Below are 25,155 nucleotides of genomic sequence, written 5' to 3' on the forward strand. Positions count from 1 at the left end.
GGGGAATACGAACCGACGAAGTGCAGGTTGTTTGAAACATTCAGGGCGTAGGGAGGGCGCAATGATTCAATCGCGTGCGCGGTTCAACAGCGATCCGCACCATAAGGGGGCGGGCTGGATGGAGGCGTTTTGATGGCTTGAGGATGCAACAACGGCCCCCAAATGTGGGAGCGAGCTTGCTCGCGAAAGCGCTGGATCAGATTCAAAATCCCCGACTGACACACCGCCTTCGCGAGCAGGCTCGCTCCCACATGGGGCTACCAGGAAACTTTCATGAAGCCGGGGCCAGCACCCGGATCGGCTTGCCAGCCGCCCAGGCCTGCAGGTCCTCGATCATCTGGCCATAGAACTGCTGATAATTCTGCCGGCTCACATAACCCACGTGAGGTGTGGCCAACACGTTGTCGAGGGTTCGGAACGGGTGCTCGGACGGCAACGGTTCCTCGGCGAATACGTCCAGCGCGGCGCCTGCCAGGCGTTTGTGCCGGAGTGCGTCGATGAGGGCCGCCTCGTCGACAATCGGCCCGCGCGCGGTATTGACCAGCAGCGCCTCGGGTTTCATCCAGCCCAGGGCCTGAGCGTCCACCAAGCCCCGGCTGCGCTCGCTGAGCACCAGGTGGATCGAGAGGACATCGGCCTGCTCGAACAGCGCTTGCTTGCTCACGTAGGTCACGCCGGCTGCGGCGGCTCGTTCGGCGGTCAGGTTCTCGCTCCAGGCGATCACACGCATGCCGAACACCTGGCCGAATTGCGCCACGCGCGTGCCGATGCTGCCCAGGCCCAGGATCGCTAGGGTCTTGCCGTGCAAATCACCGCCCAGGCCTTGTTGCCACAGTCCGGCGCGCAAGGCGTTGGCTTCCGCTACAAGATTGCGGCTCAGGGCCATGACCAGCGCCCAGGTCAGTTCCGGCGCAGCGTGCTTGTAGCTCTCGGTGCCGCAGACCTGGATGCCCAGTGTCGCGGCAGCCTTGAGGTCGAGGGCGGCGTTGCGCATGCCGCCGGTCAGCAACAGCTTCAGGTTGGGCAGGCGGCGCAGCAGTTCTTCGTCGAAGCGGGTGCGCTCGCGCATCACGCAGATGACGTCGAAGCGTTGCAGGCGCTCGGCGAGGGTGTCGCGGTCGGCGGGGTAATCGTGCAGGAAGGTCACTTCGCCGATGCCATCGAGCACTGACCAGTCCACCACGTCCCTGGCGACGTCCTGCCAATCGTCGATGACTGCTATTTGCACCGCCATGGAACACCTCTATCAGGGAATGGGTTTGTCCAGCCAGCCGAGCAGGGCCTGGTGGAACCGCGCCGGCTCTTCCATTTGCGGCGCGTGCCCCAGGTTGGGGAATTCCACCAGGGTCGACTGCGGGATCAGCCCGGCGACCTGTTTGCCCAGCACCTCGTAACGGCCCAGCCGGGCTTTCACGGCCGGCGGGGCGATGTCACTGCCGATGGCGGTGGTGTCGGACGTCCCGATCAACAGCAGCGTGGGGACCTTCAGGTCCTTGAACTCGTAATAGACCGGCTGGGTGAAGATCATGTCGTAGATCAGCGCCGAATTCCACGCCACTTGTGTATGTCCCGGGCCCTTGTTCAAGCCGGCGAGCATGTCGACCCAACGCTCGAACTCCGGTTTCCAGCGCCCGCCGTAGTAGGTGTTGCGCTCATAGTTGCGAATGCCCTCGGCGCTGAGTTTGAGCTCGCGCTCGTACCATTGGTCCACGGTGCGGTAAGGCACGCCAAGGGCTTTCCAGTCCTCGAGGCCGATGGGGTTGACCATCGCCAGGCGTTCGACCTGGTCGGGGAACTGCAAGGCATAGCGGGTGGCAAGCATGCCACCCGTGGAGTGGCCCAGCACGATGGCCTTCTGTACGCCGAGGGCCTTGAGCAGGGCCTGGGTGTTGATCGCCAACTGCTGGAAACTGTACTGGTAATGGTCCGGCTTGCTCGACGTGCAAAAGCCGATCTGGTCCGGGGCGATGACCCGGTAACCGGCGTCACTGAGCGCCTTGATCGAATCGCCCCAGGTGGCGGCGCAGAAATTCTTGCCATGCATCAGCACCACCGTCCGGCCGTTGGCCTTGCCTTGGGCGGGCACGTCCATATAGCCCATCTGTAGCGATTTACCCTGGGACTGCAAGGCAAAATGCTTGAGCGTATAGGGATACTCGAAACCCTCAAGCTGCGGGCCATAGGCCGGGCCTTCAGGCGGGTTCGCGGCCTGGGCGAGCATTGGCAAGGCAGCGGTGAGGAACAGGCTGGGCAGCCAGCGGGCGGTCAAACGCGACATGGGCAATCTCCTTGAGGCAACCGGCCGATCCTGGAACGGCTCGATTATGGCGACATTAACCACAGGCAACCCAAGCGCAGGAACGTTCAACCCATCCAGCCGAGGGTCGCCCAGGTGAGCACGCCATAACGCAGGCCTTTGGCGAGCGTCACGATCAGCAGGAAGCGCCGCCAGGGCTCACCCCATCACGCCGGCGACCAATGTCAGTGGATCGCCGATGATGGGCAGCCAACTGAGCAGCAGCGACCAGTAGCCGTAACGCTGGTAGTGCCGACGGGCCTTGTCCAGGAGGGACGGGCTGACCGGAAACCAGCGGCGATCCTTGAACTGTTCCAGGCGTGTGCCCAGCCACCAGTTCACCAGCGAACCGAGGACGTTGCCCAGGGTTGCAACTGCCAGCAGCAGCCAGATGGCGTAACGCTCGCTGAGTAGCAGGCCCACCAGCAGGGCCTCGGATTGCAACGGCAGCAGGGTCGCCGCGCCAAACGCTGCAAAAAACAGCCCGATATACGCTTCGCCCATCAATGGGCCGGATAGTCCGCCACCACGGTTTGCGTCCCGTCTTTTTTCAGGCCGATCACTTGGTAGGCATCGCTCATGCCGTCCATTTCCATGCCCGGCGAGCCCATCGGCATGCCGGGCGCGGCCACGCCAAGCAGGTCGTCGCGTTTGCTCAATGCCAGCACTTGCTCGGCCGGAACGTGGCCTTCGACGAATTTACCGTTGATTTCGGCGGTGTGGCAGGAACGCAGGTTGGGCGCGACGCCGAGGCGTTGCTTGACCGCGCTCATGTCGGCCTCGACATGGTCGTTGACCTTGAAACCGTTCTCCTGCAAGTGGGATATCCACTTCTTGCAGCAACCGCAATTGGCATCGCGGTGCACATCGATGGTCGCCGGTTCGGCGGCCTGGGCCAGGGCGGAAATGAGCAGGGTACTCAAGGCGAGCAGGTGCAGGGGATGGGCCATGGGAGCGGTCTCGTAGCGAACAGTTTGGCAGGAGGATAACAGACTAGCGGCGAGCGGCTGACACGAGGCTGAGGCGCGGATTACAGAATTGTCAGCTCGGGAACGCAACTCTCTGTGGCGAGGGAGCTTGCTCCCGCTGGGCCGCGAAGCGGCCCCAGGATTGCTTTATTCGATCAGCCTGACACACCGAGGCGAGGCCCAAAGGGGCTGCTGCGCAAGCCCAGCGGGAGCAAGCTCCCTCGCCACGGTGGGATAGATTCAGCGAACCTTGAACCGCCCCATGATCGCATTCACCCGGCTGTTGGCTTCCAGCAGTTGGCGGGTGTTGTTCTGGCTGGCCAGGCCGCTTTCCACCAGTTCCTCGACCATATGGCGGATCTGCACCATGCTGCGGTTGATTTCCTCGGTCACTGCGCTCTGCTGTTCGGCGGCGGTGGCGATCTGAGTGCTCAGGCTGTTGATCTGGCTGACGGAGCCGGCCATTTCATCCAGGCCCGAGTTGACCCGGGACGTGGCGTCGGCCGCCGATTGGCAACTGGCCTGGGTGTTTTCCATGGCCGCGACCGACGAGGTTACGCCCTGGGTCAGGCGGGTCAGCATTTCATTGATTTCCGAGGTGCTGGCCTGGGTGCGGGCGGCGAGGGCGCGGACTTCGTCGGCGACTACCGCGAAGCCACGGCCCTGCTCGCCGGCCCGGGCCGCTTCGATGGCGGCGTTGAGGGCCAACAGGTTGGTCTGCCCGGCGATGGCGCCGATCACGCCGAGAATCTCGGTGATGCGTTGCGCATCCTGCTGCATGTCTTCGACTTTGCGCGTGGCGCTGGCGACTTCATCGATCAGTGCCACGACGCTGTTGGACGCTTCACCAACCACGACCCGCGAACGATCGGCATGCTCATTGGCGCGCTGGGTGAACGCTGCCGTCTCGGCGGCGTTTTGCGCCACGCTTTCAGCGGTGGAGCTCATCTCGGTGATGGCTGTCACGGTCTGGTCGGTTTCCGAGGCGTGGCGCATCAGGATTTCGCTGGTGTGGGCCGAACTCCGCTGCAGGCTGTCCAGGCCCGAGGCCATGGCGCCGGTCGCCTGGGTGACTTCGCCGATCATGTCTTGCAGATAGGCGATGAACCGGTTGACCGAATGGCCAATGGCGCCCAGTTCGTCTTCGGCACGGATGGTGATGCGTCGGGTCAGGTCGGCATCGCCAGTGGACAGTGCGTCAATATTGCCCTTGAGGACCTTCATGCGGTGGGTCAGTTGGCGGATGGCGTACAACTGCATCAGCACCAACAGGATCACCAGTGGAATCTGCAGCAGGCTCAGCGTGCTCAACACGTCGTCACGCTGGGCGGTGATCAGGCGGGTCGGCAGGGCGGTGGCGAGGAACCATGGAGAGCCTTCGATGGGGCGCATGAAAAACGTGCTGGCCTCACCCTTGTTGTCGAACTCGAGCCGTTGCAACGGCTGGTCACGGTTGGCCAGGCCGGCCTTGACCTGGGCGGCGAACGGCGAGGTAGCCGCCAGTTCGCTGATGTTCTTCAGCACGATCGGCCCGCTGATACGCGAGCTGTTGCTGATGATCTTGCCGTCGGCTTCGACGATCAGCATTTCGGCGCTCAGTTCCGCTTCCTTGCGCGCGATCAGATCGTTGAAAAAGCCCAGGGTCACGTCAATGGTGGAAACGCCGTAAGGCGCGCCGTTCTTCTGGATCGCCATGGCGCAGTTGGTCCGCGGCTCGGCGCTGGCGTCGTCCTTGTAGGCGGCGGCCCAGGCGCATTTGCCGGGAGGGGTGGCCATGCCGCCCTTGTGCCACGGCTGTTCGAAATAGTTCGGCGCCGCGTCGCTGTTCCAGAAGGTATTGACCGCCAGTTTGCCGGATGCGTCGCGGTGCCAGAACGTGCTGAACTTGCTGCGACCCTCGGCGCGCTGGTTGGGCAGTGGCCAGATCCCGCCGCCGAACACTTTCAGTTCACCGTATTGATCCACCAGGCCCGGCAACACCTTGTCGATGGCGTCGCTGTCGAGCAGCGGGATGGTCTGGGTGATGCTCCGCTGCTGTGCCTGCACCTTGTTCAGCTCGCCCTGGATCTGTTCCGCGACCTCTTCGATGCGGTTCAGCGCCACTTGTTCCTCGGTCTGGCGCAGCTTTGGCGCGACCAGATAGCTGATACCGACCACCGTCAGGATGGACAGCACCAGGATGAACAGAACCAGGAACAGCGTATAGCGGGCTTGAATGGTGCGGAATGCGGGCATGTAGAAATTCCTTGTACGATGGCGGCTTTCTAGAGACAAGTGGAACGGACGTACTTGTCTTTATCGGCCTATCGCCAGCGGTCTTGAACTTCATGGCGCACATTGTTGGTTCAGGACCTGTCGTAACTGCGCCATAAACGCTCCGACGGCTGTACCATGGGCATCCGTTTGCGGCCTCGTCATCGCACCGGGCACGAGCCTGGCAGGCGCGCGGAAACAGCACGTATACATTCAGGAAATTGGCAAATGACTCATTCGCAACGTTTGAAATACTCGATCCTGGTGGTCGTTGTTGTCCTGGCAATCATGCTCGGGCTGTCATGGATGCAAGGTAAAGGCATGATCAGCGAGCAGCTGTTTCAATACATCGCTATCGCCGTGGCGGTCATCGTGGTGGTGATCAACGGGGTGATGAGGCGCAAGGTCAAGCCTTGAGCCCCGGCTACTGCTTGGCGTTGAGCACGGCCACCGCACTTGGGTGCAAGCTGTAGCTTTTATCCGCATGGAGGCTGACGACCCCCTCGCTGCACAGGCGCTTGAGCACTTCGCGCACACTGAGGAAGGACAAGGGAATGTCCAGCCCCAGCAACTGGCTATGCACGCCCCGCACCCCCAGTTGCCGATTCTCTTCGGCGGCCTTGAGCAGCGCATCGATCACCTTCAGGCGGATCAGGCTCGTGCGCAGCCCGTAGCTCTTGAGCAAACGCCTGATGTGTTCATTGCCGCCGCGTTCCGTTGGTTTGGCGAAGACGTTGTTGGTGGTGCTCATTGACATACGTGCCGGTCCTGGCTTGCCCTCCATGGGCATTGGTGCGTTATGCATGTAAAGACTCCTTAACAGCCTGATCAGAAAAGGTCATGAAATGCTCTCCTCTATAGGACGAACGAGCGAGGACAATCATGAAGGCGGTGATGTGAAAAAAATGCCTGGGTATCTGCAAAGTCCCGCAGTCAGGCGGCTGCCCGCGGTTAAATTTTTTTCATCCGGTTCGTTCCCAAGGGAGGCGTATTGGTTTTCGATCAGGAGTGAGCGTGAGAATGTCCGGGCAGTTATCGAGGTTTTGCCTTGCGGGTGCGTTGCTGGGGATGGCCCTGGGTGTCAGTACCGTTGTCAACGCGCGAGGAGAGGTGGAGCAGGCCGCCGCCGAGATTCGCCGCACCAGTTTTGGCGTGCCGCACATACGCGCCCAGAATGAGCGTGGATTGGGCTACGGCATCGGGTACGCGTATGCCCAGGATAATCTTTGCCTGCTGGCCAACGAGATCGTGACGGTCAACGGCCAGCGCTCGCGTTACTTCGGCCCCGAACAGGTCACCCTGGAGCAGCGGTCCAACCGGGCCAGCGACCTGTTCTTCAGCTGGCTCAACACGCCGCAGGCCGTATCCGGTTTCTGGCAGGCCCAGACGCCCCAGGTGCAGCAACTGGTCGAAGGCTACGTGGCCGGTTACAACCGCGCACTGGCCGAGCGCAAGGCACAGGGCTTGCCCGCACAGTGCGCCAGCGAATGGGTGCGGCCAATCACGGCGCTGGACCTGGTCAAACTGACCCGGCGCCTGTTGGTGGAAGGCGGCGTCGGCCAGTTCGCCGAGGCCGTGGCGGGCGCGCAACCGCCCAAGGCGACCACACAGGCCGACACCTCGATGTCCGGCTTCGAGGTCGCCGCGACCCGCCAGCAGCGCTTTGCCCTCGACCGCGGCAGCAATGCCGTGGCAATCGGCAGCGAACGATCGTTCAACGGTCGCGGCATGTTATTGGCCAATCCCCATTTCCCATGGGTGGGCGGCATGCGCTTTTATCAGATGCACCTGACCATTCCCGGCAAGCTGGATGTCATGGGCGCCGCGTTGCCCGGCTTGCCGATGATCAATATCGGTTTCAGCCAGCACTTGGCCTGGACCCATACCGTCGACACCTCCAAGCATTTCACGCTGTACCGCCTGCAGCTCGACCCGAAGGACCCGACCCGCTATCTGCTGGACGGCAAGTCAGTGCCGATGAGCCAGCAGGTGGTCACGGTGGACGTCAAGCAGGCCGACGGGCAGGTCAAGCCGGTTTCGCGGGTGGTGTACGGCTCGCAATTCGGGCCGGTCGTGCAATGGCCCGGCAAGCTCGACTGGGACAACCGCTTCGCCTACAGCCTGCGGGACGCGAACCTGGAGAACGATCGGGTGCTGGCGCAGTGGTACGCCATGAATCAGGCGGTCACGCTCAAGGATCTGCAGGCGTCGGTCCAGCGGATCCACGGGATTCCCTGGGTCAATACCCTGGCGGTGGACGACCAGGGACAAAGTCTCTACATGAACGTTTCGGTGGTGCCCAACGTTGACGCGGCCAAACTGGCGCGGTGCAGTGATCCGAGGGCCGGGCTGAAACTGATCGTGCTGGATGGCTCGCGCAGCGAATGCAACTGGGACGTGGACCCCAAGGCCGCGCAAAAGGGCATCTACGCCGCCGACAAACTGCCGCAGCTGCTGCGTCGTGATTACGTGCAGAACTCCAACGATTCGGCCTGGATGGTCAATCCCGCTCAGCCTTTGTCCGGTTATTCGCCACTGATCAGCCAGCAGGACCAGCCGCTGGGGTTGCGCGCACGTTTCGCGCTGGATCGGCTGGGCCAGTTGGGCAAGGACGAGCCGGTGCAAGTGGATGAGCTGCAGCGCATGGTCATGGACGACCAGGTTTACCTGGCGGACCAGTTGATGCCGGACCTGCTGGCCTTCTGCGCCGGGGACCTGAAGGCTGATGCCGTAGCTCTGACTGAAGTGTGCACCCGCCTGAAGGCCTGGGATCGCACGGCGAGCCTGGACAGCGGCGTCGGCTTCGTGCATTTCCAGCAGATCATGAAAGCGCTGCAAGCAGTGCCTGATACCTGGCGCGTCGCGTTCGATCCGAAAGATCCGCAACACACCCCGCGGGGCCTGGCAATCGAGCGGCCCGCGGTGGCCGAGGCGCTGCGCCAGGCCATGCTGGCTTCACTGGAGTCGGTGAAATCGGCAGGGCTGTCAGCGGACAGCCACTGGCGGGACGTCCAGGTTGCCAGCCAGGGCGGTCGGCAGACGCCGATCCACGGCGGCCCGGCGGAGCTGGGGATCTATAACGCGATCCAGAGTGTGCCGGGGGCGAACGGCAAGCGGGAAGTGGTCAGCGGCACCAGCTATCTGCAAGTGGTGACATTCGATGGCAGCGGCCCCCAGGCCCAGGGACTGCTGGCGTTTTCCATTTCCAGTGATCCAGCCTCGCCTTACTCGGCGGACCAGACCCAGGCGTTCTCGAAGCGGCAGTGGAGCACGCTGCCCTTTACCGAGCAGCAGATCAAGGCCGATCCGAGCTACCAGGCCAAGGTCATCCGCGAGCGTGATGAGGCGGGCAGGGTCGCGACGCAGTAAGGCGGTTCAGCCCCGAAGAAAAGCCGCGACCCGTATGGGCGCGGCTTTTTTAATGGTTGGCCGGTCGATGGCCGATGGAATTGAGGACCACGTTGCCGTCCTGGTTCCGGGTCAGGTAGACCGGCAGGACCTTGGGCAGCGAAGGCACGAGGTTCTTCACTTCGTTGAGGTTGTAGATACCGCCGACACGCAGGGTGCCGGTAGCATGGTCGGCCAGCATGACGGGACGGTCGAGGTAGCGATTGATCAATGGCAGTGCGTCGGAAAGGGCCAGGTCATTCAGCACCAGCTTGCCGTTACGCCAGGCCAGGGAGCTGTCGCCGGGTTCGATCTCGCGTACCTGCGGTTGGAAATCGCCCATTCTGTAGCTTGCCTGCATTCCCGGTGCCAGTTGCGAGCCGCCCGCATTGCCGTTCATGTTGCTGGTCACCCATACCGAGCCTTCCACCAGCGTGACCCGAACCTGGTCCTGATACATCCAGACGTTGAAACGGGTGCCTGTCACGCGTACCTGGCCCTGGCCCGCCCGAACGACGAAAGGATGCCGGGTGTCGTGACTGACATCAAAAAACGCCTCGCCTTTTTTCAGCGTGACCCGACGCTCATGCTTGTAGTTGGCGAACACCAGTTCGCTGCCAAGATTGAGCTCCACCTGGCTGCCGTCGCCCAGCGTGACATGGCGTACGCTCGCACCGGCTTCCAGGCGCTGGTAGGAATCAGGTAGCCAGCCCATGTTCCAACCGGTAAATGCGGCCAGGGGCAAGCCCAGCGCGATCACCGCGGCGGCGACAGCCAGACGGCTCCAACGCGGCCGTGGCCGCCGGGCTGGCAAGGTCGGCGCGGATTCGACACGCGGCAGATGCTCGGCCACGCCCCAGATTTCCAGCATGGCCTGGTATTCGAAAGCGTGCAGAGGGTCGGCGTCATGCCATTGCTTGAACGCCAAACGGTCGGCATCGGTGCAGTCATCAGCGTGCAAACGCATGCACCAATGCGCGGCCGCATCGCTGATGGCGTCGTATTCGGCTTCCGAGAGTATTCGTTCGGTCATTGGCGGTTCCTGGTTTGCCGCATTCTAACCTTCGACGGCGGCTGCCGAGAACAACCGACATGGCGATTAAGCATCAAATACCCTTGTTTTTCATGTGATAAAGCCCGCTGCTGCCCCCTGGAGCCATACCGTCCCACAAGCGGCGTGAAAAAAAGATCAAATCCACCTGCCTTTCGGGCATCGGATAGCCCAGCTATGGCATGGCGATCGGGCCCGGGTCGATTTGTCGCCCCAGTTCACAGATGAGCAGCGTCATGGAGTCAGCATTTCGCAGTAGGACATCGATGCGTTTGTCTGCCCGAACCGGATCCAGGAATGCATCACGCGCCTGGTCCATGGTGCTGGCGCCCGTTATTTCAAGGATTTCCTGTGCCCGGTCGTCAAGTTCGGGAAACAGCTCCAGGCTCTTTAGCGTGTTTGTGGCTATGTCCAGTTCCATGAACAGCCGCGTCCGGGGAGTGGTCAGCGAAAACCCATCGCGTTGCAGCGCTACTTGCTTGTCATGTTCCTTTTGTGCGAAGTGAGTCACCGTAGATATCAGATCCGGAAATGGCCGGGCTATATCCAGATAAGCGATGTCGAGCGTATCGAAGAGTTGATGTGAAAGCTCGTGGATGAATGTCGCCGCCTGGGCGTGAGCATCGACATTAAAAGAGTTCGGCACGACGGTTCTGTACCAACCCAGGTTCATCGCGAAAAAATGTTGGGTAAGGTAGATTTTTCCGGTCTTCCTGGACCCAAACACAAAGGCGGACGCTCCTTCGTGCATGTATTTAAGGGAGCCAATAACGATGCGCTCTCCATTCAGTAACTCCCAGGCTGGATCAGCCAATGCCTGGCAAACCGGCGAGACCGCCGTGAGTATCTTCTGCACATGGCTGCTCTCGACCGTGTTGACGCCTAAGAACCCTTTGAGAAATCTGTCCATCCGAGAGCCCGGGATTACGTTGCGTCTGACCAGATTGAGGTTGTGAAGCGTGTTGGCGCAGTAACCCCTCGCCGTCGCGAGTGCTTGCACAATCACATAGGCGTGGTGCGGATATTTAAGACGTATTTCCGTCATCCCCCGGGCTTCGATGTTAAGGGATTTGGCGGCCCTGTAATCGCTGTAGGTATTGCTCAATGTCGACATCGCCTTGCCATAGCGAATGTTCTGCAGTTGCGGGTCAATCACCCATTTCCGGCTATCAGGCGGGTTCTTCAAAACGGGGCCTTCACCGTCTGGATGGATGATGCGCCAGAGGTCGTGGGCTTTTGCTATCTGAAAAACCTTGCCGGCGACAGGGGCGTAGAGCTTGGCGGATGCTAGCGCTTTGTAGGTACCGTCGGCGGTATTCGCTTGGAGGTCCTTGAGACTGACATCAGCAGCTTCGAATGCCTGCAGGTCGGTGCGCGCTGCCGCTGTGGAACTGATTTCGCCCCATTTCGGTGGAATCACGGTCGGGGCGTCCTGCGACAAGGGTGTTGCGGGATCGAGAAGTCCGCCGGTGTCGTCGCGATTGACCAGGCCAAGTGAAACCATTTCCGCCGCGCCGGCGATAAAGTCGCGCAAGCCGTCTTTCCAGCGACCCTGCCGAAAGGCTTCGGAGGAAGCGTAGAAGTCTTTGTAGCTGTCCCAGAGCGTTTCGATAAAAGCCAACTTGCCGGACAACATCCGGCCTAGGGCCTTGACGCCGGAGCTGAACAGATGCGTGACCGTTTCCCAGTCAAACTGACGTTCTCTATCTGTTTGGGTAGCGAGCATCGCCGGCAGCAGCTTTGTATTGTCGTTGAACAAGGTATGCAGCACGTTTGTCAGGATCGGGTTCGAGGCCAGAGCGATTTCGGATAGCTTTCCAATCGTCTCTGCGAAGAGGTTTTTGAAACTGGCTTGCTGGTTCTCGGGGAGCCTGCGAATCAGCAAGTCCTGAAGCGCCCCTGGCTTGTTGAACGCAGCGACGATGCTCGCTTCGTCCTTGAACTCAATGAAGTTGTGTCCTTCATGATAGGGCGCATACAAAACGTGGGAACTTGCGTCGGCATTGGACCCGATCAAGTAAAGGCCGAGTGCCTGGACCGCCGTGGCCCCCTCGGTCTTGATCAGTTCAAGTGGACGCATAAACGCGCCGGCGCCTTCCACCGCTTGGCGGGCGACGGCGTCAGGCATGTCCAGCACCTGGCGGATCAAGTCGAAAGCGCTGCTGGAAAGATGCTGCTGTAGATGCAACGCATGGGCGCACTGCAGAAGTTGCCAGGGTAATTGTCGGCAGAATCGCTGCTTGCGCTGCTGGAAGTTGGCGGAACGCCCGTCAAGTTCACTCCGGACACGAGTTGCATAGGTGGTGGGGATATCCAATGACAACAACATTTGCCTGATGGTTGCCTCGTTCAAACCCAGGGGGAGTTGCTGCGTGGACATTGAAGACACTTGAAATCCCGTGCCTTGAATAAGGTTGACATGGCGCAGGGCAAACTCGGCCAATGTGCCGACAGGCCCCAACAAGGCAAGGTTCGGTGTGATTTGAATCGCGTCGGGATCAAGGTCGTTTTTGCCGAAGCGTGTTTCCAGTAATTCCTTCAGTTGTTTCCCGACATAAACATGCAAGGGTTCGATACCGTCCAGGTAGTCCTTGTCATCGTCCACGCTGTTTTTATATTGCTCAAGCAACTCGATATGCAGACGTTGATCGTCAAGGGAGGCCGTGCCGAGCCAGGCGGGAAGTTTCTGTTGCCAGCGGATAGTCCGGGCGATCTGCGCGGCGCGCGTCAGATTGGTGGGTGCGCCTTTTTTCAGGAGCGCATCAAGGTTTCTTTCCAATTCAGGCCCGGTCCGGCGCCAACTTCCGATTTCCAATGCGCTCGAGTAATCATGTTCAGCCTCAAGCTGCTTGACGAACGATCTCATCCGATTGACCTGCACATTGTCCTCAACCAGTTCAAACGCTTCGATTTGATACTGCCGATGAGGGAGGCGCTGAGCCGTAGTGAGGTTTTGCAGTAAATCAAAACGCTTTCGGGGATCGAGCAAGCGTCGGTTCAGTTGCTCCGTCGCCAGCTTGACGGACGAAAAAACATGTAAGCCTTCGGCGGGCGTCCAAAAGACAGCCATGCCCGAGTGAGGCGTATCCAGGCCGCCGCGCTCGGTCAACAAGAAACAATTGGCCAGCGATACGACGTCAGTTTCTTTTTCCGTGGTGCAGGCCAGTTTCAACGAGTAAACATCTGGCCGGAAGCCTCTGACCACGGTACGTTGCTTGCGGTCCGGGTAATTGGAGTCGTGAGCAAAAACTGCGTCGATGAGGTTGCGCGCCGCAAGCGGCAGTGTTCCGTTGAGGTCCCTGAGTTCGGCCTCGGCCTGTATCCCCAGGGAGAAAACACTCGCCAGCTTTTCTGGCAGGTCCTTCAGCGCTGTGCGCAACAAGGGTTTGTTGGACACCGGTAACTGGGAAAACAGCTCGTTGGCAGCCTGTTCTACACTGGCATACGTCTGGATCTTTCGCTGGACCTTATCGGCTAACAGGTTCGACGGTCGAAGGTTTCCATAGAAAGACGGGCGCGTGCCCCATCGGCCATCGGTTCTTTGCCTCAACAGGTGCGGGTTGATAAAGCTGCGTATATCCAGGGCCTTATCGAGCAATGCGTTAACATCCACGTCGCTTTGGCGGGACATCTCCAGCGCGTAATGAAGGTTGTTCAGCTGTTTGTCGATAATTGCTTCAGCCAGAAATTCGGACATGGGCAGCGCAATTTCCTTGCCCGATACCTGCGGCTTGTCAAAGCGCAGGAAGCGGTTGCGCTCTTCCAGGCTCAGGAGGCTATAGAGTTCTTCCTTTCGCTCGGCAGGCGCGGACGTATTGAGCAGTGCCTCTTCAAAACCCTGATGGTTGACCACTGTCTGAAAACCCTGACCCGGGGTATACAGATAGTACCGATCACAGCTGACCATCAACGAGCCCGCGAGCTCCACGTAGTGCGGCTCATATTCCCAAAGCCGGATGGTTTCGATAAACAGCAGCCGTTCTTCCGGGCGTGATGGCCGGAACAGTCGAAGCAGCTCTTGGCTCTGCGCCGCAGTCAGCTGCTTTTTTTCCCGCATGACCAGGATATTCGCCCGCAAAGCCGCGTTGATAACCTGGGACAGAAAGCGGCGGCGTGAAATATGGCCCGGACCCAGGGCATTCCAATAGGCGTCAATTTCGTCGGTCATTTGGGGAATCAGTTCGCGGGCGACGATTTTTACCGCCGTTTCCCAAGACCGCGCATTGTCCAGCGTGCGATTTATCTCGTGGTGGAAAAAATCGACGGTATGCCCTGAAGGCCAGCCCTGATGATGGAAGTAAAACAAGATCGCGTGACTCAACGACATGTTTCTGGTCACCTGGCTGGCCTTCGGATCCTCCAGGGTACTAGTCGCGCCGAGGGTCACGCGCACCTGTCTATGATCGATACCCGACAGCACCTCCTTCAGAACACGGTCGAACATGGAAGTCAGCGAGGGTAGTTTGGTCAGTTCGTCCACCATCGCCAGGTCATTCAGCTTTTGCGCATCTTCGATGGATTCCAGCTGAGTTATGAAAACATCCCCGTCGATGGTCAGCATTGCCGTCCTGAGATGAGTTTCAGCGTTGAGTTTGTTGCGCTGGGGAATCGCCAGGAAATGGAACAGATCGTCACGGTCCGCCGGGCTTTTCAGCATCTGCTCGATTGCGCTTTTGAGGGTTTCCCGATTGCTGAATTTCTTGATCCCGCCATACGGTGTATAGAGAAAAGCGGGTCTGATAGTCGGCGAGTCGACGCTTGGCCAGGCACTGAGCGTAAAACAACCCGCCAGCGTTATCGGGGGGTGCCCGTCGCCTGCGCATAAAATCGTTTCCGCCAGCATCGGTGGCTGCTGCGCCTCGCGTAGTGTGTGGCTTGGCAGGGACACATGATGCAGCCACTCAAGGTCTGCCTGCGTTAGCCCGTGATTGTGACTCAGTTGATCCAGGCGGCTGGCATCCAGTACCTCAGGAAATAATAGCGGGGGAGTCTCAGTGGCCATGTTGCTTCTCGATCAAGGCACCGCAAGGCGGCGCGTCGGTGGTTGAAGCGGCTAGACTAGCCAGCGCCCGATCAACGAAGGTGGTACATAGTTACCGCACTCAAGGTTGATCGTGGGCCCCGAACGCGGTATCTGATCCACGGGGCAGTTCCCGCTACGCTGTTGCTACCTCCAACAATCACTATGGAGCTTCAGATGTCCGCACCATCCAATCATTCCGGTTCTGGCAGCTTGTCCTTTGACGCTCTGGTGAGCTTGCTGGAGCAGATTTTCCTGCGTCATGGCACCTCGATCGAGGTCGCCCGCACCCTGGCTGAGAACTGCGCCGGCGCCGAACGCGATGGCGCCCACAGCCATGGGGTGTTTCGCATGCCGGGGTATGTCTCGACGTTGAACAGCGGTTGGGTCAACGGCCAGGCGGTGCCGATCGTCGAAGATGTCGCGTCCGGATTCGTCCGGGTCGACGCCTGCAATGGCTTTGCCCAGCCCGCCCTGGCCGCCGCGCGCCCATTGCTGGTGGACAAGGCTCGCAGCGCCGGTATTGCGGTGCTGGCGATACGCAACTCTCACCACTTCGCCGCGCTCTGGCCGGATGTCGAGCCGTTCGCCTATGAAGGCCTGGTGGCCTTGAGCGTGGTCAACAGCATGACCTGTGTGGTGCCCCATGGCGCGGATCGGCCATTGTTCGGTACCAATCCCATTGCTTTCGCCGCCCCACGCAACGGCGGCGAGCCGATCGTTTTCGACCTCGCCACCAGCGCCATCGCCCATGGCGACGTGCAGATTGCCGCGCGCAAAGGTGAGCGATTGCCTCCCGGCATGGGGGTGGATAGCCTCGGTCAGCCGACCTGTGATCCGAAGGCGATTCTGGAGGGCGGCGCGCTACTGCCGTTTGGCGGGCACAAGGGGTCGGCGTTGTCGATGATGGTGGAGCTGCTGGCGGCCGCGCTGACGGGGGGCAACTTTTCCTTCGAATTCGACTGGCACAACCATCCGGGCGCCAAGACACCCTGGACAGGGCAGCTGTTGATCGTGATTGACCCGAGCAAGGCCGCCGGCCAGGACTTCGCTCTACGCAGCGAGGAATTGGTCAGGCAGATGCACGGTGTCGGATTGCGCCGGTTGCCAGGGGATCGCCGACACCGTGAGCGCAGCAAGTCCAGCGAGCAGGGGATGGTGCTGGACGAGCAAACACTGGGCCAATTGCGCGAGCTGGCGGGGCAATAGACCCGCTGGGCTGACGCTCAGCGCCGTCCCAGCAACAAGCCCACCACGAGCCCGAAACCCGCTGAAATCGCTACTGTCTGCCAGGGATGGCCGCCGATGTAGGCTTGCGTGGCGTCAACCACCGGCCGCGTGCGTTCCCGCGCGCTGGCGACCGAGTCCAGGGCTTGGCGCAGTTTCTGTGAAATCTGTTCGCGCAGGTTCTCGGCGTCCTCGCCAACCAGGGCGGCACCGCTCTTGAGCAGCTTCTCCGACTCTTCAATCAATGCTTTCAGTTCGCTGAAGGCTTGATCCTTGATTTGCTCTCCGTTCGCTTGCGCGGCACTTGTGCGAGCCATTGAGGTACTCCTTGAGGTTGATGGCAGTGAACAGTGGAGTGTTGCGCTTGGGCAAAAGTTGCAGCAGTTGGCGTGGCCCAGGGCCGCGCTGGCAAAAACATGGTTAAGACGTTTCTGTGCAAGGTGTAAGATGGCGCCTATTTACGCAACAGGAAATTCCCCATGAGTTTCAATCTGGCTGACAAGCCCCTGGCCGAGCGCGCGGCGCTGGAAGATGAAAAATCCCGACTTTTCGAGCTGTGGCAAAACAACCTGGGCAAGGCCAAGGGTGACGCTGCGCGGTTGTTTGGCGAACGCTCCAAGCGCAAGGGCAAATGGGCCGAGTGGGTGCGCGCCGAGCTGGACGGCATGTCGCCTCCGGAGTACGCCAACATGGTGCGCAGCGAGGTCAATCGGCTGATGGCCGCGAGCAAATAAACCTCAACCGAACGTTGCAACGATCGCCTCGCGCACTTTGTCCACGGCCGGGTCCCGCTGCGCATGGGTCCGCCACCCTAGCTCGATCGGGTAGCGCGGCAACGCCAGCGGGCAGGGCAACAACGACAGGCCGCTGAGCGCCGCGATGGCCTTGGCGGCATGGTCCGGAATGGTCGCCACAGCCTGGCTGCCCTTGAGCAGGAACGGCAGCGCGGCGAAGTGGGTGGTCGACGCGCTCACCCGTCGGCTCAGGCCGAGCCCGGCCAGTCCTTCATCGGTAATGCCGATGAAACCGCCGGATGAGACCAGCAGATGCTCTCGCGCTACGAACGCTTCCAGGCTCAGGCCCTGCTGATCGTCCGTCAGGCTGGCAGGGTCCACCAGGCAGGCGTAGCCGCCTTCGCCGAGAACCTGGCGACTCAATAGCCGTTCGGTAAATCCCCCCGCCGTGATCGCCAGGTCCAGGCTGCGCTCCATCAAGGCGCGACCGACGATCTGGCTGTGGGTCTGGCGAAAGATCAAGCGCAGCCCCGGCGCTCGTTCGGCTACCGCCTCGATCAAGCGTCGGCCGTAGGCAATTTCGAAATCATCCGACAGCCCGACGATGACTGAACGGCCCTCGTAGTGGCTGGCGCCCGGATCGATCATCGCCAGGCTCTGGCGGCATTTGTCCAACGCTTCGCTGATCACCGGTTTCAGCTGGTTGGCCCGCAACGTCGGCGCCAGGCCGCGGCCGGTGCGCACGAACAGTTGATCGTCGTACACGCTGCGCAGCCTGCGCAGCGCGGCGCTGATGGCCGATTGAGTGACGCCCAGGCGCAGGGCGGCGCGGCTTGCACTGGATTCGTCGTGCAGGGCTTCGAAGGCCTTGAGCAGGTTCAGGTCTACATCAGCGATATTCATTTGCTTCATATCTTTTAGCAGCGGGCAGGGCTTTATTCATGATCCGTCGGCGCCTGAGAATCAGCAACACTTGAAATCACGGAGTTGAAGATCATGCCCAAATCCATCGTGGCTGCCCTGCAGATCGGCTCGCTGCCAGGCGGCAAGGATGAAACCCTCGCGCAGATCCTTTCCTACGAAGACGCCATTCGTGAGGCCGGTGCACGCCTGGTGGTCATGCCCGAGGCGCTGCTGGGCGGCTACCCCAAGGGCGAGACTTTTGGCACCCAGCTTGGCTATCGGCTACCGGAAGGGCGCGAAGCATTTGCCCGCTACTTTGCCAACGCCATCGACGTGCCCGGTGCGGAAACCGAGGCGCTGGCGGGGCTTTCGGCGCGAACCGGGGCAAGCCTGGTGCTGGGCGTCATCGAGCGCGCCGGCAATACGCTGTACTGCACCGCGCTGTACTTCGAACCGGACGCCGGCCTGGTCGCCAGGCATCGCAAGCTGATGCCCACCGGCACTGAGCGGCTGATCTGGGGCAAGGGCGACGGTTCGACGTTACCGGTGATCGACAGCCAGGTCGGGCGCGTGGGCGCGGCAGTGTGCTGGGAAAACATGATGCCGCTGCTGCGCACCGCGATGTATGCCAAGGGCGTGGACGTCTGGTGCGCGCCGACGGTGGATGAGCGGGAGATGTGGCAGGTGAGCATGCGGCATATCGCTCATGAAGGGCGTTGCTTTGTGGTCAGTGCCTGCCAGGTCCAGGCCTCGCCGGCAGAGCTGGGTATCGAGGTGGCGAACTGGCCGGCGGAGCGGCCGTTGATCGCTGGCGGCAGCGTGATTGTCGGGCCCATGGGCGACGTGCTGGCCGGGCCGTTGAAGGGCGCAGCCGGGTTATTGACCGCTGAAATCGATACCGATGAGCTGGTGCGGGCGCGTTACGACTATGACGTGGTCGGGCACTACGCCCGGCCCGACGTATTCGAGCTGGTGGTGGATGAGCGCGCCAAGCCGGGCGTGCGTTTCATTGCATGAGTTACCAGGTGGCCGCGGAATTCGGTAGGTCAAGAGTTCCGCGATCGACGAAGCGCAGGGTGCCGAACAAGCCGCCGGCGAGTTTGCCCTTGAGCACGTAGGGCAGGTTGTCCAGGCTCTGGGTCTGGCTCAGACCGAGGGTCTGGCGGATCACTGAAAACGCCGAGATGCTCACCGGTATGCTCAGGATTGCTTCGGAAAAGCGTGGGATCGAGCCGCTCTGGTCACTGACGCCGGTCGCCAACGTGCGGCCATTGACCTCCAGATCCAGTGCCGCACCGCTGTAGTCGATGGCGGTTTCGTTGGGATTCTGCAAGCGCAGTTTCACCGCGAAGCGCATCTCCAGACCCTCGCTGGGCAGTGGCTCGATACCGACCACGTTGATATTCAGCGGGTCGCGGTGCGGGAAGAGGGCGCAGGCGCTCAGGCTGAGCAGTATCAGGATGAGGGGCAAACGTAATATTCCGCGCATGGAAATGCTCTCTCGCGTTAGAAACGTGTAGGTACCATAACTCATGGCATATTCGGAAACCGGCAATCCTGTGGCGAGGGGATTTATCCCCGTTCGGTTGCGTAGCGACCGCAAAAATGACGGGGGCGCTGCGCGCCCAGCGGGGATAAATCCCCTCGCCACAATGTCCAGGTCAATGCCTTGTCTACTGACACTTTCTGACACCAGCCTCTGCTAATCTGCTTCATCTTTTCCCTGGATCCGCCATCGTGTCGCGAACCACTCGGCTGCTGACCTTGTTGCAAGTCTTGCGGGGCAAGCGCTGCCCGGTTACCGCCGCGACGCTGGCGGCCGAGCTGAAGGTGTCCGAGCGCACGCTTTATCGCGATATAGCCGAACTGACAGCCCTGGGCGCGCCGATCCAGGGCGAGGCGGGCATGGGTTATGTGCTGCGCAGCGGCCTGTTCCTCCCGCCGCTGATGTTCACCGCCGATGAAATCGAAGCTATCGTGCTGGGCTTGCGCTACGTCGACCAGCGTGGCGATGAGGTACTGGGCAAGGCCGCCGCCGACGCTTTGGCAAAGGTCGAGGCGGTGTTGGCCCCTGGTTTGCGCGATGCCTTGCACAACCCCACGGTATTGCCCGGCCCACCGGGCTACGGTTATCCGCAGAACGCCGTCGAGCTGAATGTCTACCGCCAGGCCATTCGCACTCAGGCCAAATTGCACATCGATTACGCCGACGTCAACAAGACCCCCAGCCAGCGGTTGATCTGGCCGCTGGCCCTGGGCTTTTTCAATGAGGCGCGGGTGGTGGTGGCCTGGTGTGAACTACGCGGTGCCTATCGGACGTTTCGTACCGACCGGATTGCCTCAGCCACCGCCCAGGGCGAGCGCTACCCCGGCAGGCGCAGTGACTTGTTGCGAGCCTGGTTGGCGCTGATGAATCTCGATGAGGCGGGGCGTTTTACTCCTGACAAAAACTGACACAGCGCTGTTCTAGGATGGCTCCGGATCGATACAACAAGGAGCCCCTGACATGTCCAATCCCGTCTCTTCCCTGGCCCCGGCCATCGCCGGCTACATCGCTGCCGCCAATGCTCGCGACAGCTCGGCGGTGACGCGTTTCTTCGCCGAGGATGCCAATGTGTTCGATGAAGGCAACCACCGGGTCGGCACCCAGGCCATCGCCCAGTGGATGGATGATACCGCGCGGCGTTACCAACCGCGGGTCGAAGTCCTCAACGTGCAGCAACGCACCGGAAAGGTGCTGGTCCATAACCTGATCTCCGGAACCTTTCCCGGCAGTCCACTGGAGTTGCGCTACACCTTCCGGCTCGATGAGCAGGGAAAGATCAGTCGACTGGATATTTCCGCCTGACTGGGGAGCGCTGTTGTGGCGAGGGGATTTATCCCCGCTCGGTTGCGCAGCGACCGATCAAATTGGGGCCGCTGCGCAGCCCAACGGGGATAAATCCCCTCGCCACAGTTTCGTCCAGGTTTTCTCAATCAACAGGCATGGCATACTCCAGACCTTCCCCCTCCGGACCCGGGTCGCATGACTTTCACTTCCCCCTTGAGCGCCTGGCAGCATGCCATCGAACACCACGGCTTCGTCCAGGACGAAGCCCAGGAGCTGGCAATCATGGCATTGGAGCAGTGCCACCAGGCGCTGCACGAAGGCCGCAAGGCAATCCAGGGTGTTTACCTGTGGGGACCGGTCGGGCGGGGCAAGACGTGGCTCATGGATCGCTTTTATGAAAGCCTCGAGGTTCCTGCCCGTCGCCAGCATTTCCATCATTTCATGGCCTGGGTGCACCAGCGCTCGTTCCAGCTCACCGGCACGCCAGATCCGTTGCAGGCTCTGGCTCGGGAGCTGAGCCGAGAGGTGCGGGTGTTGTGCTTCGACGAGTTGTTCGTGACCGACATCGGCGATGCGATCATCCTCGGCCGCCTGTTCCAGGTGATGTTCGAGCTGGGCATGGTGGTGGTCAGCACGTCCAACCTGCCGCCGGATGAGCTGTATGCCAGTGGTCACAACCGTGAGCGCTTCCTGCCGACCATAGCGGCCATCAAGCAGTACATGCAGGTCGTGCCGGTGAATGGCTGGCAGGATCATCGCCAGCACCCGGGCGCCTTGCAGCAGCGTTACTGGCTGCGTGACCCGGCCCAGCCTGATCCGTTGGCGGAGGTTTTCGCCCAGTTGAGCGCCGGGCAGAAAACCTGCAACCAGGCGCTCGAGGTCGGCCATCGCCTGGTCGTTCCGGTCCAGGCCAGCGATACAGTGTTGTGGAGCCGATACCCCGACCTTTGCGAGCAACCGTTCTCGGCGCTGGATTTCATGGCGCTGTGCGATCGTTTCAAGGCGATTCTTCTCAGTGACGTACCCTGCCTGAGCGCCGAACAACGCGAAGGGCGTATTGCCCGAGGCACCGAAGACGGGGTCGAGCGGGTAGAGGCCGGTGATCGCGAGCTGCCGCAGCTGTCGATTCATGACGACGGCGTACGGCGTTTCATTGCTTTGGTCGACGAATGTTATGACCGCAAAGTGCCGTTGTACCTGTCGGCCCGGGTGCCGATGGACCAGTTGTACACGCAGGGCTATCTGCAATTCCCGTTTCGCCGTACTCTCAGTCGCCTTCAGGAAATGCAACTGCAACGTTTTGGTCAGCCCGCCTGACCCGACCCTGCCGACGCCAAGCCGTCGGCCTTATCGAAACGAGATGGAAGATCATGGAAGAAGCCAAGGATATCCTTGTACTGCAAGCCAGCTACACCAACCCGGTCCACGCCGAAGCGATCTGCCATGTGCTCAACGGTTATGCCGAGGATCCGATGGGCGGTGGGCACTCGCTGCCGGCCGAGGTGTTGGCCCATCTGCCTGAAGAGCTGGCCAAGCGCCCCCATGCCTTCAGTGTGCTGGCGTTCGTCAATGGCGAGCCGGCGGGGTTGGTCAACTGTTTCGAGGGTTTTTCGACTTTCGCTTGCCGGCCTTTGGTGAATGTCCACGATGTTGCCGTGATGCCGGCGTTTCGTGGACTGGGCCTGAGCCAGAAGATGCTGCAGAAAGTCGAAGACATCGCCCGCCAGCGCGGATGCTGCAAGATCACCCTGGAAGTGCTGGAAGGCAACGCCGTGGCCCAGGCCAGTTATGCCAAGTTCGGCTTTGCCGCCGGCATGTTCGACCCGGCCCACGGACGCATGCTGTTCTGGATCAAGCCCCTCTAGACGCGCAATGCGGTTCACTTGGGAAAAATGATGTACCTGTGGCGAGGGAGCTTGCTCCCGCTCGGCTGCGAAGCAGTCGTAAACCGGCGGATGCGGTGTGTCTGATGCTCCGCATTGGCAGGTTTTGGGGCCGCTTCGCGGCCCAGCGGGAGCAAGCTCCCTCGCCACGGGTTTGTCGATTGCCTGGAATGAACCGCATTACTCCAGACGTGGGCCGTGGGCTTTTCGACTATTTCTGCACGACCTGGCCCGCGGGCCCCTTGGGCTGCATCAGGCTGAAATCGATCAGCCCCTTGCGCTGGTCCTCGTAGGGGTTGCCGATCAACAGCGGCCGCGACTTGAAGTCATCGCTGACCAGGCTCTTGCTGCGATCGAGCTCATCAAAGCTCAATCCCGCCATGTCCGCCCAGGTGTGAATCAGGTGCGAGCTGCTGTACGGCCGCGACAGGTCGCCGACGAAGTTCCAGTCATGGGTTTCGCGCCACTTCGGCGAGGCCCACGCCATGAACGGGATGGTGTACATCGGCGCTGTCGGCTTGGCCTCGTTGCGGCCCAGGGTGCCATGGCCCGGTGAATCGAAGACGTCTTCGCCATGGTCCGACAGATACAGCAGGAAGCCGTTGGGGTCGCTCTTGGCGTAGTCCTTGATCAGGCTGGACACCACGAAGTCGTTGTACAGCACCGCGTTGTCGTAGCTGTTGTAGGTCGGCACCTGATCGTCACGCACCCCGGCAGGCACGCCTTGGCGGTCGGTGAATTTGTTGAAGGTCGGCGGATACCGGTACTGATAACTCATGTGGGTGCCGAGCAGGTGCACCACGATCAGCTTGCGCGGCGCGGTGTCGGCCAAGGCTTTGTTGAACGGCTCGATCACGTCGCCGTCGTACTGTGCGGCGTTCTGGTTGCGGTTGTTGTTCAGGTAGACCTGCTCATCGGCTTGTTGCGAAAAGGTCGTGAGCATGGTGTTGCGCTTGGTCATGGTCTGTTGGTTGGTGATCCAGAACGTCTTGTAGCCGGCCTGTTTCATCATGCTCACCAGCGATGGCGTGCTGAGATAAAGGTCCGGATTCTCCTCGTCGGCGAAGGTCAGTACCTGCTGCAGCGCCTCGATGGTATAGGGGCGCGGGGTAATGACATTGTCAAAGACCGAGAGCTGATCCTTGAGCTTGTCCAGTTCCGGCGTGGTTTCTCTCGGATAGCCGTACAGGCTCATGCGCTGGCGGTTGGTCGATTCGCCGATGACCAGCACCAGGGTGGCCGGCTCATTGGCCATGGTGTCCTGAAGGTTGCGCAGGGGCGCAATCTTGCTGGTGCTGTGGAGCATGCCCTGCATGTTTTCCAGCTGTTCGGTGTAGCGGCGGTACGCTACCAGCATCTGCCAGGGCACCGCCGGCTCGACGCGGCTCTCGAACTTCTCGAAGCCCTTGGCCAGGCTGCCGGTGCGCAGGGTCTGCTTGGTCAGCGGGTAGCCGACCACGGCTACCATGATGACCAGCGCTGCCGCCCAGGCCTGGCTGCGTGGCAGGTAGACCGGGCGCAGGCGCGTCCAGAGGAAGTAACCGACCAGGGTATGCGCCAGGAACGCCGGCACCATCCACCAGGCAAAATACTGGGTCATGTATTCGCCGGCTTCGGACACGTTCGACTCGAACATGATGAAGATGACGCTTTGGGAAAATTCCTGCTGGTAAATGAAGAAATAGCCCAGGCTGGCCATGGAGCAAGCCCACAGCACGATCCCGATGATCGCGGCGAGCAGGCGGGTGCGGGCAGGGAAGAGCAGCAGCGGTGCCAACCACAACGCACTCATCACGAAGGCCTGGCGAAACCCGGCGAACCCGGCGGTGCCGCTCGACAGGATCAGCAGTTGGGTGATGCCGGAAAAATACCAGAAGAACAGAAACAGCCAGCCGAACCCGGCCCAATCGAAACCTTTCGCAGTCGTTTTGCTGCGTTTGAACACACTCATCAAGCGCTCCAGCGTTCACCGACGAGACTGCCGGCACCGGACTGGTGCGCACGGGCCATCGCCGTAACTATTTGTGATTGCAGGATTATTACGGACCAGGTGTGAAAACTTCGTGAGTTTTTCAGCTGCAAAACGGTCGCGTGCACCTGGGAGCGGCGTTGCAGGGGCGATTCTGTGGTGGGGAACAAGCTTCCTCACCACAGGTTGTGCGGTGTTTTGTCAGCGTGACACCGGTTTGCCCGGCGTCACCAAAGTGTCTTGCCCGGAGGACAGGATCAGCGAGCCAAAGCCTGGCCCTGGTGTGAGAGCTGTGCGTGTTGCAACTGCATGCGCAACTGCGTCACTTCATCAAGCAGCAGATCACGCTCTTCCTTCAGCAGGCGTAATTCGTCGCGACGAATGGTCACATAAAGGGTTTGTGGAGGACGTGCGGTAACGACAGGGCCCATTGCTCACCTCGCAAATGGCTACATCAACTAGAGAGATGTCGTCAGTTTCTTGGCGACAATTCTTTATCGGCACCAATTCTGAATACTTTTGCCCGTTGATGGAACTTTTTTATTTTTCATGGTCCGCGTGTCTTCGGCCGGTTTTTGAACGTTATCCTTTGTGATCGGGCGATTTACCCGGAAACTATGCGGCAATGCTCTGG

Annotated in this window: 20 protein-coding genes and 3 pseudogenes; 9 read left to right on the plus strand and 14 right to left on the minus strand. The window is 60.8% G+C overall.

The window, feature by feature from the left end; genetic code table 11:
• Positions 1-271 precede the first annotated feature (271 nt).
• The 6 genes and pseudogenes from PSH78_RS11700 to PSH78_RS26630 form a co-directional block, all read right to left on the minus strand.
• Positions 272-1,234 carry a D-2-hydroxyacid dehydrogenase family protein gene (locus PSH78_RS11700; protein ID WP_305500628.1) on the minus strand — a complete coding sequence of 321 codons (963 nt, stop codon included), beginning with the start codon at positions 1,232-1,234 and terminating at the stop codon, positions 272-274.
• A gap of 12 nt (positions 1,235-1,246) precedes the next feature.
• Positions 1,247-2,278 carry an alpha/beta fold hydrolase gene (locus PSH78_RS11705; protein WP_305500629.1) on the minus strand — a complete coding sequence of 344 codons (1,032 nt, stop codon included), beginning with the start codon at positions 2,276-2,278 and terminating at the stop codon, positions 1,247-1,249.
• A gap of 86 nt (positions 2,279-2,364) precedes the next feature.
• A pseudogene (locus PSH78_RS11710) lies at positions 2,365-2,800 on the minus strand (YqaA family protein).
• Entirely contained in the window at positions 2,800-3,246 is a 447-nt protein-coding gene (locus PSH78_RS11715; protein WP_305500630.1) for a DUF411 domain-containing protein, read from the minus strand. Before PSH78_RS11715 ends, PSH78_RS11710 begins: the two are co-directional and overlap by 1 nt.
• A gap of 258 nt (positions 3,247-3,504) precedes the next feature.
• Positions 3,505-4,032: pseudogene (locus PSH78_RS26625) on the minus strand (methyl-accepting chemotaxis protein); the annotation flags it as partial.
• 378 nt (positions 4,033-4,410) lie between these two features.
• A pseudogene (locus PSH78_RS26630) lies at positions 4,411-5,499 on the minus strand (cache domain-containing protein); the annotation flags it as partial.
• A gap of 246 nt (positions 5,500-5,745) precedes the next feature.
• Between PSH78_RS26630 and PSH78_RS11725 the strand changes: the two are divergent.
• Entirely contained in the window at positions 5,746-5,934 is a 189-nt protein-coding gene (locus PSH78_RS11725) for a hypothetical protein (protein ID WP_181290153.1), read from the plus strand.
• A gap of 7 nt (positions 5,935-5,941) precedes the next feature.
• Here PSH78_RS11725 and PSH78_RS11730 read toward each other — a convergent pair whose 3' ends face one another.
• On the minus strand, positions 5,942-6,322 hold the full coding sequence (locus PSH78_RS11730) for a fe2+ zn2+ uptake regulation protein (RefSeq protein ID WP_305500634.1): 381 nt from the start codon (positions 6,320-6,322) through the stop codon (positions 5,942-5,944).
• Between the two features lie 215 nt (positions 6,323-6,537).
• Between PSH78_RS11730 and PSH78_RS11735 the strand changes: the two genes are divergently transcribed.
• Positions 6,538-8,886 (plus strand): acylase, encoded by a 2,349-nt coding sequence (locus PSH78_RS11735; protein WP_305500636.1) that lies wholly within the window; start codon positions 6,538-6,540, stop codon positions 8,884-8,886.
• A 49-nt stretch (positions 8,887-8,935) separates the two neighbouring features.
• Here PSH78_RS11735 and PSH78_RS11740 read toward each other — a convergent pair whose 3' ends face one another.
• Both PSH78_RS11740 and PSH78_RS11745 read right to left on the minus strand, forming a co-directional pair.
• Entirely contained in the window at positions 8,936-9,937 is a 1,002-nt protein-coding gene (locus PSH78_RS11740) for a FecR family protein (RefSeq protein WP_305500638.1), read from the minus strand.
• A 193-nt stretch (positions 9,938-10,130) separates the two neighbouring features.
• Positions 10,131-14,957, minus strand: a complete 4,827-nt coding sequence (locus PSH78_RS11745) for a dermonecrotic toxin domain-containing protein (RefSeq protein WP_305500640.1) — start codon at positions 14,955-14,957, stop codon at positions 10,131-10,133.
• A gap of 195 nt (positions 14,958-15,152) precedes the next feature.
• On the opposite strand from PSH78_RS11745, the gene PSH78_RS11750 reads away from it, so the two are divergent.
• Complete coding sequence (locus PSH78_RS11750) at positions 15,153-16,184, plus strand: Ldh family oxidoreductase (RefSeq protein ID WP_305500642.1); 1,032 nt, start codon at positions 15,153-15,155, stop codon at positions 16,182-16,184.
• 17 nt (positions 16,185-16,201) lie between these two features.
• On the opposite strand, the gene PSH78_RS11755 is transcribed toward PSH78_RS11750, so the two are convergent.
• Positions 16,202-16,519: a YqjD family protein gene (locus tag PSH78_RS11755; protein ID WP_305500644.1), complete on the minus strand. Its 318-nt coding sequence runs from the start codon at positions 16,517-16,519 to the stop codon at positions 16,202-16,204.
• Between the two features lie 162 nt (positions 16,520-16,681).
• On the opposite strand from PSH78_RS11755, the gene PSH78_RS11760 reads away from it, so the two are divergent.
• A complete protein-coding gene (locus tag PSH78_RS11760) occupies positions 16,682-16,936 on the plus strand; it encodes a hypothetical protein (RefSeq protein ID WP_305500646.1) in 255 nt (84 codons plus the stop codon).
• Positions 16,937-16,939: 3 nt separating this feature from the next.
• Here the strand turns inward: PSH78_RS11760 and PSH78_RS11765 are convergent, their stop codons facing one another.
• A complete protein-coding gene (locus PSH78_RS11765) occupies positions 16,940-17,848 on the minus strand; it encodes a LysR family transcriptional regulator (protein WP_305500649.1) in 909 nt (302 codons plus the stop codon).
• Positions 17,849-17,932: 84 nt separating this feature from the next.
• Here PSH78_RS11765 and PSH78_RS11770 point away from each other — a divergent pair, with 84 nt between their 5' ends.
• Positions 17,933-18,856, plus strand: coding sequence for a carbon-nitrogen hydrolase family protein (locus tag PSH78_RS11770; RefSeq protein ID WP_305500650.1), 924 nt, complete (start codon positions 17,933-17,935; stop codon positions 18,854-18,856).
• Position 18,857: 1 nt separating this feature from the next.
• Here PSH78_RS11770 and PSH78_RS11775 read toward each other — a convergent pair whose 3' ends face one another.
• Positions 18,858-19,328 carry an LEA type 2 family protein gene (locus tag PSH78_RS11775; RefSeq protein WP_305500651.1) on the minus strand — a complete coding sequence of 157 codons (471 nt, stop codon included), beginning with the start codon at positions 19,326-19,328 and terminating at the stop codon, positions 18,858-18,860.
• Positions 19,329-19,576: 248 nt separating this feature from the next.
• Between PSH78_RS11775 and PSH78_RS11780 the strand changes: the two genes are divergently transcribed.
• The 4 genes from PSH78_RS11780 (at position 19,577) to PSH78_RS11795 (ending at position 22,534) form a co-directional block, all read left to right on the plus strand.
• A complete protein-coding gene (locus PSH78_RS11780) occupies positions 19,577-20,293 on the plus strand; it encodes a YafY family protein (protein WP_305500652.1) in 717 nt (238 codons plus the stop codon).
• A gap of 52 nt (positions 20,294-20,345) precedes the next feature.
• Positions 20,346-20,687, plus strand: coding sequence for a nuclear transport factor 2 family protein (locus PSH78_RS11785; protein ID WP_305500653.1), 342 nt, complete (start codon positions 20,346-20,348; stop codon positions 20,685-20,687).
• A 177-nt stretch (positions 20,688-20,864) separates the two neighbouring features.
• Positions 20,865-21,986 carry a cell division protein ZapE gene (gene zapE, locus PSH78_RS11790; protein ID WP_305500655.1) on the plus strand — a complete coding sequence of 374 codons (1,122 nt, stop codon included), beginning with the start codon at positions 20,865-20,867 and terminating at the stop codon, positions 21,984-21,986.
• A gap of 53 nt (positions 21,987-22,039) precedes the next feature.
• A complete protein-coding gene (locus tag PSH78_RS11795; protein ID WP_305500657.1) occupies positions 22,040-22,534 on the plus strand; it encodes a GNAT family N-acetyltransferase in 495 nt (164 codons plus the stop codon).
• A gap of 229 nt (positions 22,535-22,763) precedes the next feature.
• Here PSH78_RS11795 and PSH78_RS11800 read toward each other — a convergent pair whose 3' ends face one another.
• Together PSH78_RS11800 and PSH78_RS11805 are read right to left on the minus strand one after the other, a co-directional pair.
• Complete coding sequence (locus PSH78_RS11800; RefSeq protein WP_305500659.1) at positions 22,764-24,503, minus strand: phosphoethanolamine transferase CptA; 1,740 nt, start codon at positions 24,501-24,503, stop codon at positions 22,764-22,766.
• Positions 24,504-24,778: 275 nt separating this feature from the next.
• A complete protein-coding gene (locus tag PSH78_RS11805) occupies positions 24,779-24,952 on the minus strand; it encodes a DUF6026 family protein (RefSeq protein ID WP_305500661.1) in 174 nt (57 codons plus the stop codon).
• Positions 24,953-25,155 lie beyond the last annotated feature (203 nt).

The sequence above is a fragment of the Pseudomonas sp. FP198 genome, from assembly GCF_030687895.1.
Lineage (GTDB): Bacteria > Pseudomonadota > Gammaproteobacteria > Pseudomonadales > Pseudomonadaceae > Aquipseudomonas.

Excerpts from the sequence above, each read along its gene's own strand:
- PSH78_RS11700 (WP_305500628.1), bottom strand. The coding sequence starts at position 1,234 with ATGGCGGTGCAAATAGCAGTCATCGACGATTGGCAGGACGTCGCCAGG.
- PSH78_RS11705 (WP_305500629.1), bottom strand. The coding sequence starts at position 2,278 with ATGTCGCGTTTGACCGCCCGCTGGCTGCCCAGCCTGTTCCTCACCGCT.
- PSH78_RS11715 (WP_305500630.1), bottom strand. The coding sequence starts at position 3,246 with ATGGCCCATCCCCTGCACCTGCTCGCCTTGAGTACCCTGCTCATTTCC.
- PSH78_RS11725 (WP_181290153.1), top strand. The coding sequence starts at position 5,746 with ATGACTCATTCGCAACGTTTGAAATACTCGATCCTGGTGGTCGTTGTT.
- PSH78_RS11730 (WP_305500634.1), bottom strand. The coding sequence starts at position 6,322 with ATGCATAACGCACCAATGCCCATGGAGGGCAAGCCAGGACCGGCACGT.
- PSH78_RS11735 (WP_305500636.1), top strand. The coding sequence starts at position 6,538 with ATGTCCGGGCAGTTATCGAGGTTTTGCCTTGCGGGTGCGTTGCTGGGG.
- PSH78_RS11740 (WP_305500638.1), bottom strand. The coding sequence starts at position 9,937 with ATGACCGAACGAATACTCTCGGAAGCCGAATACGACGCCATCAGCGAT.
- PSH78_RS11745 (WP_305500640.1), bottom strand. The coding sequence starts at position 14,957 with ATGGCCACTGAGACTCCCCCGCTATTATTTCCTGAGGTACTGGATGCC.
- PSH78_RS11750 (WP_305500642.1), top strand. The coding sequence starts at position 15,153 with ATGTCCGCACCATCCAATCATTCCGGTTCTGGCAGCTTGTCCTTTGAC.
- PSH78_RS11755 (WP_305500644.1), bottom strand. The coding sequence starts at position 16,519 with ATGGCTCGCACAAGTGCCGCGCAAGCGAACGGAGAGCAAATCAAGGAT.
- PSH78_RS11760 (WP_305500646.1), top strand. The coding sequence starts at position 16,682 with ATGAGTTTCAATCTGGCTGACAAGCCCCTGGCCGAGCGCGCGGCGCTG.
- PSH78_RS11765 (WP_305500649.1), bottom strand. The coding sequence starts at position 17,848 with ATGAAGCAAATGAATATCGCTGATGTAGACCTGAACCTGCTCAAGGCC.
- PSH78_RS11770 (WP_305500650.1), top strand. The coding sequence starts at position 17,933 with ATGCCCAAATCCATCGTGGCTGCCCTGCAGATCGGCTCGCTGCCAGGC.
- PSH78_RS11775 (WP_305500651.1), bottom strand. The coding sequence starts at position 19,328 with ATGCGCGGAATATTACGTTTGCCCCTCATCCTGATACTGCTCAGCCTG.
- PSH78_RS11785 (WP_305500653.1), top strand. The coding sequence starts at position 20,346 with ATGTCCAATCCCGTCTCTTCCCTGGCCCCGGCCATCGCCGGCTACATC.
- zapE (WP_305500655.1), top strand. The coding sequence starts at position 20,865 with ATGACTTTCACTTCCCCCTTGAGCGCCTGGCAGCATGCCATCGAACAC.
- PSH78_RS11795 (WP_305500657.1), top strand. The coding sequence starts at position 22,040 with ATGGAAGAAGCCAAGGATATCCTTGTACTGCAAGCCAGCTACACCAAC.
- PSH78_RS11800 (WP_305500659.1), bottom strand. The coding sequence starts at position 24,503 with ATGAGTGTGTTCAAACGCAGCAAAACGACTGCGAAAGGTTTCGATTGG.
- PSH78_RS11805 (WP_305500661.1), bottom strand. The coding sequence starts at position 24,952 with ATGGGCCCTGTCGTTACCGCACGTCCTCCACAAACCCTTTATGTGACC.